This window comes from Pseudomonas sp. NFACC10-1, from assembly GCF_900119195.1.
GTDB lineage: Bacteria > Pseudomonadota > Gammaproteobacteria > Pseudomonadales > Pseudomonadaceae > Aquipseudomonas > Aquipseudomonas cerasi.
On record NZ_FPJB01000014.1, the window covers coordinates 15938 to 29298 of the forward strand.

At 58.8% G+C, this 13361-nt stretch carries 8 protein-coding genes and 2 pseudogenes; 9 read left to right on the forward strand and 1 reads right to left on the reverse strand.

Features of this window, described 5'->3' with window-relative positions; all coding sequences use genetic code 11:
- Nucleotides 1-33 precede the first annotated feature (33 nt).
- A pseudogene (locus tag BT119_RS27950) lies at nt 34-1140 on the forward strand (FIST signal transduction protein); the annotation flags it as partial.
- Nucleotides 1141-1695: 555 nt separating this feature from the next.
- Nucleotides 1696-2052 (forward strand): annotated as a pseudogene (locus tag BT119_RS27955) (methyl-accepting chemotaxis protein); the annotation flags it as partial.
- 61 nt (nt 2053-2113) lie between these two features.
- Here BT119_RS27955 and BT119_RS26000 read toward each other — a convergent pair.
- A complete protein-coding gene (locus tag BT119_RS26000) occupies nt 2114-3595 on the reverse strand; it encodes a YdgA family protein (RefSeq protein WP_003372995.1) in 1482 nt (493 codons plus the stop codon).
- A 275-nt stretch (nt 3596-3870) separates the two neighbouring features.
- Between BT119_RS26000 and BT119_RS26005 the strand changes: the two genes are divergently transcribed.
- The 7 genes from BT119_RS26005 to BT119_RS26035 all read left to right on the forward strand — a co-directional run bounded on the left by BT119_RS26005 (nt 3871) and on the right by BT119_RS26035 (nt 13178).
- Nucleotides 3871-4560 carry an HAD-IA family hydrolase gene (locus BT119_RS26005; protein ID WP_003372998.1) on the forward strand — a complete coding sequence of 230 codons (690 nt, stop codon included), beginning with the start codon at nt 3871-3873 and terminating at the stop codon, nt 4558-4560.
- Between the two features lie 20 nt (nt 4561-4580).
- A complete protein-coding gene (locus BT119_RS26010) occupies nt 4581-5588 on the forward strand; it encodes an aldo/keto reductase (protein WP_058416484.1) in 1008 nt (335 codons plus the stop codon).
- 317 nt (nt 5589-5905) lie between these two features.
- The gene (locus BT119_RS26015; protein ID WP_072367176.1) at nt 5906-6643 is read left to right on the forward strand and encodes a GntR family transcriptional regulator; all 738 of its coding nucleotides are present in this window, start codon (nt 5906-5908) and stop codon (nt 6641-6643) included.
- A gap of 813 nt (nt 6644-7456) precedes the next feature.
- Entirely contained in the window at nt 7457-8233 is a 777-nt protein-coding gene (locus BT119_RS26020) for a DUF3050 domain-containing protein (RefSeq protein WP_003434947.1), read from the forward strand.
- Nucleotides 8234-8275: 42 nt separating this feature from the next.
- A complete protein-coding gene (locus tag BT119_RS26025) occupies nt 8276-9223 on the forward strand; it encodes a diiron oxygenase (RefSeq protein ID WP_072367178.1) in 948 nt (315 codons plus the stop codon).
- The gene (locus BT119_RS26030; protein ID WP_072367180.1) at nt 9220-12666 is read left to right on the forward strand and encodes a non-ribosomal peptide synthetase; all 3447 of its coding nucleotides are present in this window, start codon (nt 9220-9222) and stop codon (nt 12664-12666) included. Before BT119_RS26025 ends, BT119_RS26030 begins: the two co-directional genes overlap by 4 nt.
- A 32-nt stretch (nt 12667-12698) precedes the next feature.
- Nucleotides 12699-13178 (forward strand): SRPBCC family protein, encoded by a 480-nt coding sequence (locus tag BT119_RS26035; protein WP_058397662.1) that lies wholly within the window; start codon nt 12699-12701, stop codon nt 13176-13178.
- The last annotated feature ends 183 nt before the right edge of the window (nt 13179-13361 follow it).

Below are 13361 nucleotides of genomic sequence, written 5' to 3' on the forward strand. Positions count from 1 at the left end.
TGGCCTCTGCTTTTTATCTTTACGGGTTTAACCATGAGCCTTTTATCTCGTTTTCGGGCCGGCACATCGCGGACCGAAGGCGCCATCAGTGTCATTACGTCCGCCCGGGAATTGAACGCCAAGCTGTCTGCGCTGAGCTTCGATCCGGTCTATCTGACCAGTTTCGTTTCGCCGCACGTCGACTTCGATCAGGTGGCCAAGTCTGTCGCTACGCGCTTTCCCAACGCGAAGATCAGCCTGTGCACAACGTCAGGCGAACTGTGCTCGGGCAATGATTCGCTGTATTGCGCGGCGGATAACCAGTGGGACCGGATCGTCCTCGCGCTGTTTGACTCAAGCGTCATCAAGAGTGCGGAGGTGGTGCACATTCCGCTGCACAGCGAAGACATTCGCGGTGCGGGCAAGCGGCTGTCGATGCGTGAGCGCATTGCGCGCCTGACCGACTCGATCAAGCGCACGCAGATCAACACCCCCATCGACCACCGCGATACGCTGGCCTACGTCACGTTCGACGGGCTGTCGGCGTCGGAGTCGTTTTTCATGGAAGCGCTGTATGAGTCGGGCCGCTTTCCGTGCCTGTTCGTGGGCGGTTCTGCGGGGGGCAAAGGCGACTTCAAGAAGACCTTGATTCACGACGGCAAACGCAGCTACGAAAACCATGCTCAGGTGGTGTTTCTCAAGAGCGCGAAAAACGTGCGCTTCGGCGTCTTCAAGAGCCAGAACTTCGCGCCGACGCCACTGAGCCTGAGTGTGCTGACGGCCTCCCTGGAAGATCGTTACATCAGCCAAGTGGTCAACCCCAGAGGCGAGATCACTACGATGGTTGCGGCGCTGTGTGGCGCGCTGAAGTGCGAGCGGCATGAGCTGGAAGGCAAGCTGGCGCAGTACTCGTTCGCCATCCGGGTAGGCGAAGAGCTGTTCGTGCGCTCGATTGCGCGCATCGATTATGAAAGCGAGCGGGTTCACCTGTTCTGCGACGTGGCACCCGGCGAAGAGCTGGTGATGGTCAAACGAACGTCCATGATCGACACCACGCGCAAGGACTTCGCGCGTTTTCTGCAGGGCAAGTCCGGAAAGCCGCTGCTCGGCCTGTTGAGCGACTGCATCCTGCGGCGCCTGAACAACGGCAGTGAACTGGGCCGGATGAACGATGTGTTCGGTGCGACGCCGGTGGTGGGCTTCTCGACCTTTGGCGAGATTCTCGGGTTGAACCTCAACCAGACGCTCACCGCCGTGTTCTTCTTCAAGGTGCCCGAAGGGCAGCCGTTCCGCGACGACTACATCGATAACTTCATCGCCTATTACGGCGAGTTCAAGGCGTTCTTTCTGCGTCGGCAGATCAAGAAGCTGGCCGGTCTGAGCCATGTGGTGGTCAAGCAGATCGATCAGTTCAAGCAGCGTAACTTCGTACAAACCATTGACCCGAGCGGTCTGGACGAGCAGATCCGTCCGGTGTTCGGTGGCCTGAGCGACCTGGGCGATGTGCTGGTCAAGGCCCATCAGGATCAGGAAGAAATCGCCGCTCAATTACGCCATTACTCTGGCGAGCTGCATGTTTCGATGGATGAGCTGTCGCAGACCATCACCCAGCAGGAAACGGTTATCGACAAAGCGGGCAACACCGTCAAAAGCCTGGTCAGTCAGGCTGACGAGGTGGTGCTCGGCTCGCGGGAGCTGGCCAAGTCCAGCCTGCGCATTCAGTCGGTGGTGCAGATGATCCAGCAGATCGCCGGGCAGACCAACCTGCTGGCGCTGAACGCTGCCATCGAGGCTGCGCGGGCGGGCGAAATGGGACGTGGCTTTGCAGTGGTGGCCGATGAGGTGCGCCAGCTTGCGCAGAAGACGTCGCAGAACGCCAACGACATCGGCACCGATATCGAGCGTCTGGCCGAGGAAATTCGCAAGGTGGCGCAGCACATCGAGGAGCAGTCCCTTGAGGTTGGAACGCTGACGGGGCTGCTGTCGGAACTGGAAGGCTCCAGCGATATGACGGCGGGCACCTCGCAGCGTACCCGGCAACTGGCGGATACCCTGCGCGGGCTGACTCAGTAGCGACGCCTGGTGTCAGGACGGCACATCGCCCGTCCTGACGGCAGACCGTGTCGCAGGCGGCTTACTGGTTACCCAGCACGCCGACCTTGCCCATGACGTTGCTCATGAACTGCTGCACGGTCATTTTCTGGCCATTGAAGTCGACCATCTGGTTGGCGTAATGCAGGTCGGAGACGATGTTGTCGCCGTCGACCTTGGCCAGTTGCATCATCTCGGCCATGGCGCTGGCCATGTCGCCGGCGGCCTTGGCCTGATCAGCGATGACCTTGAGGTCGGTCTGGCCTTCACGAATGGCTTGCTGGGTCGCGAGATCGCGAATCATCGGCTTGGACAGGACGACCCTGGCGTTGACTTCGCCCAGGCTCTTCATGAGCAGCGCATCGGAAGGCTGATCGAGCGGGCCTGGATCGGCCAGGTCCACGGCGATACGCATGTGGCTTTCACCGTTGCTGGTCTTGAGCGAGAGTTTTTCCAGCTCGATGTGCGGTTTGGCCGCCAGCAGCGTTTTCATCTGGGTGTTCATCAGTTCCTGATCAGCCGTGTTCAGCTCCAGGCGGAACGGACGCTTCTCCAGCGCGGCCTGTTGCTGTTGAGGCAGGATTTTATCCTGATACAACTGATACAGCGCCTGAGTCGCCAGCACATCGAAATTGGCGATCTTGAAGCCCATGTGCGCAGAACCGACGTCCTTGCCGGCGTAGGCAATCATGCCGGCATCGTAATTGATCTGCGCTGCAAGGTTACCGGCATCTTCCTGCGCCAGGTTGGTGTTGGTGAAATCCCGGATCTGCACCTGTGGTTTGCCCACCACCTGGAAACCCGCGTTCTGGATTTTCATGTTGGTATGGCCCAGATAGAAACCGGACTTGCCTTTGGTGCCGCCCGTGTCGAAGGTCATGCCTTTGATCTCGATGCTGACCGGACCGTCAGGCGACGCGACATTGAGTTGCAGATTGTCCATGTTGCCCGCAAGGCTGAATTTTTCCGCGTCGGCCGACGACTCGGCGTTCAGGTCCAGACCTGAAAAACGGAACGTGCCGTCGACGTCGGTCATTTCCAGCGGGGCCATCTGCAGTGTGCCTTTGGTGGCGCGGTCATAGCCGATGCTAGCCTGGCCCGTGAGCGGTGGAACGTCCTTGCTCATGGCAAACCATTTTTCGGCGCTGGGGCTTTTTTCCATCTGGAAATTGCTCAGGGCCATGACCGGCAGCAGGTTCAGGGTCTTCAGATGCGACAGCGGAATGGGGCCGTGCTCAATATGGTCGACGAACAGAAACTGGCCGCCCTGGGTGCTATCGGACAGGTTCTGGATGTCGACGCGATAGTGCGCCGTGCTGCTGAAGAAGTGCTTGTCGAGCGAGAGCATTTCCAGTTTGACGCTGGTGTCCGTGCCCTTGAACGACTTCGCCAGTTCCTGATTGGCCTTGCTGATCGAGTCGTTCAGCGCGCCTTCCAGCTGATTGCCGGTGTACCAGGCACCGGCCGTAGCCAGTGCGCCCGCTACGACGATGACGCCAATCGCTATACCTGCTGATTTATTCATAGTGACGTGAAGATATCCGTTCTGATGATGGGAAAGTCGTACCGGGACCGGCAGCGCCGATTGAAAGCCGCGAGAGACTATCATCGGCAGATCCCGACAGCCCAGCCTTCATGGCCATTTCTGTGGGCGCGTAGCCGTTCTGTAAGCGCGTTGGACATGGCCTTGTGCCTTTTGTTGCGCACGCCAATCCCGCGGAAAGGTTTTGAAACAGACCCTAGCCACAGCCTTCCCGGAAACGTTAGGCTGAAACGAATTTGGGAACAGGACGTGATCACATGAGCGAGCAGCAAACACAACGAGGCCCGATCAAGGCCGTCATTTTCGACATGGATGGCCTGTTGCTGGACACCGAGGGGGTTTACACCGAAGTCACCCACTTGATTGCCAGTCGCCACGGTCGCACCTTCGACTGGTCCGTCAAGCAGCACACCATTGGCCGCGGTGCCCGGGACTTCTCGGACTACGTGATCAAGGCGCTGGAGCTGCCGATGTCGATCGACGAGTTTCTCGAAACCCGTGAACCTATGCTCGAAGAGCGTTTCCCCAAAGCGCCGGCAATGCCCGGAGCCGAGGCGCTGGTCCGGCATCTGGCAGCCCACAATATTCCCATCGCCGTGGGCACCAGCTCGTCTGTGCATTACTTCGAGGCCAAGACTACCCTGCACCGCGCATGGTTCGAGCTGTTCGACACCGTCGTCACCGCCGACGATCCGGAAGTAGGCGCCGCAAAGCCGGCCCCGGACATCTTTCTGGTCGCCGCCCGCCGTCTCGGCGTCTCGCCCGCCGATTGCCTGGTCTTCGAAGACTCGCCGTTCGGTGTGACCGCCGCCAAGGCTGCCGGGATGTACGCCGTGGCTGTGCCGGACTCGCACATGCCGGTCGAGCAATACGAGCATGCGGACCTGCTGCTGGGCTCGCTGGCCGACTTCCCGCTCAAGGCGTGGGGGTTACCTGAGCTCGCCTGAATGACATGGAGATGCTGAGCATGAATTATCGAACCCTTGGCCAGTCCGGCCTCAAGGTTTCCACACTGACACTCGGCTCGATGATGTTCGGCGAGCAGACCGGCGTCGAAGAGTCGCTGCGCATCATCGACAAGGCCAGGGATCAGGGCATCAATTTCATCGACACGGCGGATGTCTACAACGCCGGGCGTTCGGAGGAAATCGTCGGCCGGGCCATCGCGGCACAGCGCAGTGACTGGGTGCTGGCCACCAAGGTCGCCATCGGCCCGGCCGACGGCGTGCCCAACCGGGCCGGTCTGAACCGCAAGCATATTTTCAACGCCATCGAGAACAGCCTGCGGCGGCTCGATACCGACTATGTGGATATCTATTACCTGCACAAGGAAGATCACGACACGCCGCTGGAAGTGACGGTGTCGGCGATTGGCGATCTGATCCGGCAGGGCAAGATCCGTTACTGGGGCGTGTCGAACTTCCGCGGCTGGCGAATTGCCGAAATCGTCAACGTCGCGCAACGCCTGGGTGTGGACAGGCCGGTCATCAGCCAGCCGCTGTACAACATCGTCAATCGCCAGGCTGAGGTCGAGCAGATCACTGCGGCCGCGTACCACGGCTTGGGCGTCGTGCCCTACAGCCCGCTCGCACGCGGTGTGCTCAGCGGCAAATACGCTCCGGACATCGCCCCCGACAGCGAGAGCCGCGCCGGGCGCCAGGACAAGCGGCTGCTGGAAACCGAATGGCGCATGGAGTCGTTGCGTATCGCGCAGCGAGTTCAGGCGTATGTGCAGGACAAAGGGGTCGGCATTGTCGAGTTCGCCATTGCCTGGGTGCTCAACAACCAGGCCGTGACCTCAGCCATCGTCGGCCCAAGAACCGAACAGCAGTGGGACGGTTATACCAAAGCACTCACGGTGGATATCACCGCTGAAGACGAAGCGTTCATCGATTCGCTGGTGACACCCGGCCATGCGTCGACGCCCGGTTTCAATGACGTTCAGCACTTCGTCTCCGGCCGCCTGACGCGCTGAGAGGATCACGCCTGCGGCCTTATGCCGCGAGCGAAGCCCTGATGCGCTCTGGAACGGTCGTTTCAGAGCGCACCGTCATAAAAACAACATGTGAAACTCCTGTTACCTGTGAACGCGCGCTCGGTACGCAGAGCCGATGAGCGCTAAGATAGGCGCGTATTTATCGAGTTCACCGGGCTGCAGCGCGATCCGGCGTTCGCCGCTAAACAGGATGATGTTTGTATTTTCGCGACGTACCGGCAAGTCTTGGCTAGTCTGTCGGCAACAAAGCGATTAATTGGACGTTGTCCAGCCAGGGTTGATGAAGAAGTAGGCCAATGCGCAAATCAGATAGAGAAGCCTTTCTGGGCTCCGTACTGGGCAATGAGCAGCCTCCGGCGCACCTTGCCAGAACCGTGATTGAAGAAAAGCTGCGAAACGCCATTATCGATGGCAGCTTGCCAAGTGGCACGGCATTGCGCCAACAGGAACTGGCGACGCTGTTTGGCGTCAGCCGCATGCCTGTACGCGAGGCACTGCGCCAGCTTGAGGCGCAGTCGCTGTTGCGTGTCGAAACGCACAAGGGTGCGGTGGTCGCACCGTTGATCACCGAAGACGCGGTGGATGCCTATGCCTTGCGCATCCTGCTGGAATCCGAGGCGTTGCGCCTGTCTATCCCATTGCTGGACGCCGATGATCTGGCGGCGGCGAAGGGCTATATCGAGCAGCTTGAAGTCGAGACGGATTTCGGCCAGATCGGCAGACTCAATCGGATGTTCCACCTGTCGCTGTATGCCAAGACCCACAATAAGCGTCTCATGCGTCTGGTTGAAGAAGGCCTGAACGAAGAGGAACGCTTCCTGCGTTTCAATCTTTCCGACATGGGCCTGGGTAAGCTTTCTCAGGATGACCATTGGCAGCTGTTGCGGCTTGCCGAGCAGAAAGCGATCGAACCCTGTGTCGAAGCGCTGCAGTATCACCTCAACCGAGGTGTTCAGGCCGTCACTCAATACCTGAACAGCAAAAAGGCCACCAAGGCCAAGTCGACCCGCTCAATAAAGAAAAACCCCGCCTGAATTATCAAGGCGGTCTATCCGGCAGGCGATGACACAACGTCTGCGGATTGGCCGCTTGTACCTCCCGCCCTCCTCTCCACATCTCGTCAGCGTATCGCCAGGCTCAACCCGGGCATTGCGTTTTTATCGCTATTTTCCTGATCTGCCAGATGGCCCGACGCCGGAATGAGGCAAACTCGGCCGAGGCGCTGAGGACACCAACCGGAGGGTGTTCCCTGGCTACGGCTGAACGGCTCGCGCAGGATCGGAGCGGTTCTCTGTTCATCTGAACTCAATGGATAAGGAGTTGTTGAACGGGGCAAACAGACATTGGAAGTCATTTCCAACTTCGCCCATTAAAAAATCCAGGACCCTGATTATTCAGCATATCGGCAACGCTGGGCGAGGCATTCGCTCATTATTAATAATTCTGACGTTATCAGTCGGGAGGGTTGTCTGCGCGCCTGTAAAACGTATTCAGAGCGTTTTATATGGCAACTTACATGCTAAAAAAACAGCCAGTTAAATATTATTAAAAAATGATTGCCCCCCCTGATAAATTTGTTTTAAGTTTTCTTCGCCGTCGGTGCTATTGATGGCTTACCGGGGTGCCCCCTCGCTGTACAAGGGCTAGCGCTCGAAACGTCGACACTGCATTGTGCCTGGATGTGAAATAACCGTTGCATGTTTGCGGCGAATGGGCCCTCACACTCAAGGCCTGCGCTTGCCTTGCTCCCACGTATTTCATTGTGTTCCACCGCTGCACAGCCGACACTTTTATATCGCAAATAACTGCATTGCTACTTACCGTTCTCTTTCAATAGGACCGTCATCATGCCTTGTGAAAAAACGCTGCTTGCACACAAGAAAGTTGAACTTGGCCGTCATCCAATCTTTGCAGAAATCACCACATTGGATGTACTCCGGCGTTTTATGGAGACCCACGTATTCGCGGTCTGGGATTTCATGTCGCTGACCAAGCGTCTGCAACAGGAGCTGACCTGCACCCAATTGCCGTGGCTGCCGCCGACAGATGCTTCCGCTGCCCGCCTGATCAATGAGATTGTCCTGGGTGAGGAATCCGATAACCGACTGGGCGCGGGTCACTACAGCCACTTCGAGCTCTATCTGGATGCGATGCGCGAGATCGGCGCAAGTACGGTGCAGATCGAGCGCTTCATCGAACTGCAGAGACAGGGCCTGCGTTACACAACCGCACTGCAGCAAGTCGACGCGGGGCAGGCAGCAACAGCATTCGTGACACACACGCTCGACATCGCCCTGCATGCGCCAGCACACAGCGTTGCGGCGGCCTTTCTGCATGGGCGCGAGAGTGTCATCCCGCAGATGTTCCAGACCATTCTCGATGACTGGGGCATCACCGCCGACCAGGCCCCTACCTTCCGCTACTACCTGGAACGCCACATCGAAGTGGACGCCGAGGACCACGGTCCGGCAGCAGAGCAGTTACTGGCTCGTCTGGTCGCTGGCGACGCGCAGCGCGAACGAGAGGTTTATCAGACCGCCATCGCCGCTGTGGAAAGCAGGATCCGGCTATGGGACACGCTGCGCCTGAGCATGCGAACGCCGCTGGTGCAGGCCAGCGCGTAAGTCCCGCTCGCAACACCCTGAAGCCTTTACAAGGAAGCCATCATGAAAGCAGAAGACTACATGTCGTTCATCGATGCGTGGGAAGGTCGCGCCACCATTCGTACTCGTCCACGCAGGATCGTCGAGAACGATGAAAAACTGATCTACCCCCTCAGCCGTCAGCCGCTGGTGCTCAGTGACACATTCATCCGCGAGTGCGCGCATTTGCGCGATTACGCCTTGGTACAGAGCCTCTACAAGTTCATCAACGATGTGGTGATCTTCGAGACCGAGATCGTCGACAGGACCGCACGCAGCATCGCCAAGGACCACTTTACGATTCGCTTCCCGTTTGCCTGTCGCTATGACGCGATGACGGTGGTGGTCGATGAGGACTATCACGCACTGGTCGCCATGGACTTCATGCAACAGACCATCGCCCTGACGGGCATAGCGCCTATCCCGTTGCCGGACGAGATTGAACTCAGCCGGGCCATTCCCGCCGCACTGGCTCTGGCCCCGGAGCATCTGCGCAGCGCAGTGGAGCTGATCTGTGTCGCCATCGCGGAGAACACCGTGACCAATGACGTGGCGGCGTTTGCCAAGGACGAATCGGTCAAGCAATCGGTCAAGGGCCTGATGGCCGACCACCTGCTGGACGAGGGGCGTCACTCGGGCTTCTGGGCGCGGCTGGTACGCATCTACTGGCACACCGCTCCCCAACAGGACCGGGAATCCATCGCCAGCATCATGCCGGTGTTCATCGCTCAATACCTGACCAACGATCTTCAGAATGGCTTCGACTTCACCCTGATCGACCACCTGCAGGTGCCGGACACCGTCAAGCAGGCGCTCAGGGACGAAACCAGGGCTGTGAGTTTCCCAGTCAACCGCCATCACCCACTGGTGGCCAACATCGTGCGTTTCTTCAAGAACAGCTCGATGCTGGACGATCCTTGTGTGCAGCGGGCGCTGGTGGACTATCTGCCGACTCGGGGGACACTGCAATGAAGCGCCTGGAGATTGTGCTCATGGGTCACAGCCTGACCCTGACTGAACTGAATACCGAGCTGCAGGACCACGGGCATGGCGTGCGGCATCTGTCCGATCAGCAGGCGCTGGACGCGCTGACGATGCCTGATGGCTGCGTGCTGATCGAAGACGGCAGCCTGGGCCTGACAAAGGAACAACTGAGTGCGTTCGGCCACTTCACGCATCTGAGCCTGCGGTTCGGTATCAGCGGGGAACTGGAGTACGGGTTACCCCGGCTGGAGCTGCTGTGCTGGCATGGCGCTGCCGAAGCTCGACGCTTGATCGTTCATGAATGGCTGCCGGTCGAGGAATCAGGCAACGGGCGCGTACTGCGCGATGCGGCTGTCGCAGCCATGGTTGATCTGACGGCATTACAGATCAGCCGGCTATCCAGAGACGACGACTATTTCAACGGTCTGACAAGCGTCACACCCGCCCAGAGTGATCGACAGCATGGCTTGCAGGCGGTTGATCAATTGCTGTTCGAGCATCGTCTGAATCAGACAGATCAACCACACCTGCTGAAACGGGCCGAAACACCCATCACCGAGCGGCTGGAGCAGGCGCTGCTGACGTTTGCCGAACGCCCGGCACTGTCCATTCGCAACCAGACGCTCAGCTATCGGCAACTGCACGCGCACAGTCTCGCTATCCAGCGCTTGCTGCAGCCGTTGCTGGTGCACGCAAAAGCCGACGCACCTCCGGTGATTGGTATCTGCCTGAGCAAGTCAGCCGAGCTGTACGCGGGCATCCTCGCGATTCTGGGTTGCGGTGCGGTGTATCTGCCGCTTGATCTCGGCCAGCCTGTGCAGCGTCAGCAGTACATTCTGGAAAACTCGGGGGCGATGCTATTGCTGCACGATGGCTCGCACCCACTGGCCGCTGCGGAGTTTCCGGCGCTGGATATCGCGGCGGTGCCTGTCGAGGACGTAGCTTCAGCGCATACAGGCGCCGCTGCCGATCAGGATGCGCCCTGCATGGCGCTGTACACGTCGGGTACCACCGGGCAGCCGAAAGGCGTATTGCTCAGCCAGCGCAATCTCAGTCACTTCACCGCCTGGTATGCCGAGCATGTGAGCCTGAACGAACATAGCCGGGTGCTGCAGTTCTCGACGCTGAGTTTCGACTCGTCGATCATCGACATTTTCCCCACCTGGCTCAGTGGCGCCGAACTGGTGGTCCCCGATGAGGATCAGCGGCGTGATCCGTTGCAGTTGGTCCGCGCGCTGCAACAAGGCATCACCCATGCATTCCTGCCGCCGGCGCTGTTGAGCATCCTGCCGCTGGATCAGCCGCTGGGGCTTGAACATGTCATGACCGGAGGCGACGTCTGCGAGCCGCATGTGATTGTGCAACTCACCGGGCAATGTCATTTCCACAACCTGTACGGCCCCACCGAAGCCACGGTGTTGGTCACCGCCTGCGAGTTCGGGCCGTCCAGCAGCAACCGCCATCTGGGCCGACCGATCGCCAACAGCCAGGCGTGGATTCTAGACGAGCAATTGCAGCCCGTGGCCGAGCAGACTCAGGGGGAGCTGTACATCGTCGGACCCGGTGTGTGCCTGGGCTATGTCAACAACCCAGAGCTTACCGCCGAGCGTTATGTGTGGCTGACGAAACCGGATGGGCAGCTAATGCGCGCCTATCGCACCGGCGATATCGCCAAGTGGACGGCTGACGGCATCGTCCTGAGCGGACGTCGTGATAATCAGGTAAAGATTCGCGGCTTTCGGGTCGAGCCCGAGGAGATCGAGCATTGCCTGCGCGACAGCGGACTGTATCGACAGGTTGCCGTGGTGATCGACAACCAACGGCGAATTCTGGCGTTTCTCGCTCAACCGTATATTGAGCATGACGAACAGGCGCTAAAGGCCCATGTACAACGTCTGCTGCCTGATTACATGCACCCCGCCGTCTACACGATGTTGCCCGGCATGCCATTCGCCAGCAACGGCAAGGTAGATCGTAAAGCGCTTCTGGAAATACCGCTGAGCTTTACCGGGCAGCACACTCGCCGTCTGCCCGAGACTACGCAAGAGCAGGCACTGCTCGAGCTATGGGGCGAGCTGCTGGAGCTGCTGCCAGACGACATCTCGACTGATGAAAGCTTTTTCAATCTCGGAGGCCACTCGATCCTCCTGTCGCGCCTGTTGCTGGGGATTCGTGAACGCTTTGGGCGCAGCATTCCTATCAATCGTTTTATCGAAGCACCGACAGTACTGACGCTGGCCAGCCTGATCGACAGCGACGGCACTTCGGCGGGTGTCCTCAGCGCTCAGGCGCTGCGGGATGCCAACCCGGACTTTCAATTGGCTACATTGCCCGTCAGCAGGCTGGGTGATGTTCATAAGGTGATTGTCACGGGTGCCAATGGCTTTCTGGGTGTGCATATCGTCCAAGCGCTGCTCAGTTGGGGAGCGACAGAGATCGCCTGCCTGGTGCGGGAGACTTCTGGACAAAGCGCACAGCAGCGTTTTGAACATGCCCTGCGGGAAAACCGTCTGGATCACCTGGACCTGAGCCGCGTAAAGGTCTACCCCGCGGACCTGACGAAGCCAAGGCTGGGGCTCAGTGAAGCGGTGTATGAACGACTGGATCTCGAGTTTGGTGCGTTGGTGCACAACGCTGCCAATGTGAACCATGTCCAGGATTACGAAACCCTGGTCAAAGACAATGTGGCCCCGGTCTTTGAATGCCTGAAGCTGTGTGAGGGGCGCAGTAAAAAGATCTTCAATTTCGTTTCGACACTGTCTGCCTGCAGTGCCATCGATGCCGCTGGCAATGTGCTTGAACGACCCGCTGCCGCGACCCCGCCGATATACATCAAGAACGGCTACAACCTCTCCAAGTGGGTGGCTGAGCGCATCCTGCAATGTGCCCGGGACCAAGGTGCCTGGGTGAACATCTATCGCCCCGGCAACATCGCCTTCAACAGCGTGACCGGCGTGTGTCAGCCACAGAAAAACCGCCTGATGCTGATGCTCAAGGGTTCGCTGCAATTGGGTCAGGTTCCGGCGTTCGCCATCAACTTCGACCTGATGCCGGTGGACTTTCTGGCGCGCTTCATCGGCTTCCATGCCAGCCGTTATCAGCCAGAACATGCGGTATTCAATCTGCATAACCCCGAGCCCTTGAGCTGGAGCGACTACGTGCACGCCTTTCGCGAGGCCGGGCGTCAGTTCGAGCTGGTCAGCGTCGAGCAATGGCAGGTGCAACTCCGGCGCGTCGACAGCCAGAACGCGCTGTTTGGCGTGCTGGGGTTTTACCTCGACGGGTTTGAAGAAGACATCGGCGATATCTCGATGATCGAGCACTGCAACACCCTGAACGGCATTCGTCGCATGGGCGAGCAATACCCGCAAAAGACTCCGGCGTTGCTGCGCAGGGGCTGCGATTACCTGAAAGAAATCGACTTCATCTGAGCCACTACCCACTGAGATAAATGGAGAACGACATGAACACACTTCACAGCAATCTGAAACCCGACACACTCATCAAGAACCCGGTGGCGTGCCGAGTGGTGTCCGCCGTGGAAGTCCCAGGTGATGCGGCCAGCGTATGGGCTGTTGTCGGCAATTTCGGTGGCTTCCAGGCATTCATACCGGCACTGGAGAGCATTGAGGTCACCGGTGAAGGTCCGGGCTCGGTTCGCAGCAAGCTGTTCAAGGATGGCAACGTGGCCATCGAACAACTGAACTCCAGGGACGATCAAGCGCTTTATATGACCTGGTCACTGATCCACACCAGCTTGCCAGTCAGCAATCTGTGGGCAGCAATGACTGTTGACGCTATCGGCGACGGCGATACCTGCCTCGCCAGCTGGACGATTGTTGCCGACCCTGTTGAGGGAGGGCCTGAGGGGGATGCATTTGAGGCGTTTCTTCAGGGGTTTGCAGATGGCGCAATGAGTAACGTGCGCAGCCTGTTTGGCTGACTGATGCTGCACCACAACAGCCCGCTCGGAGCGAATGCCTGAGCGGGCTTTTTTATTCGATAACCCATAACGACAAAACCCCTCATCGCGTAAGCGATGAGGGGTTTCGGAATTCAATCTTGACGATGACCTACTCTCACATGGGGAAACCCCACACTACCATCGGCGATACATCGTTTCACT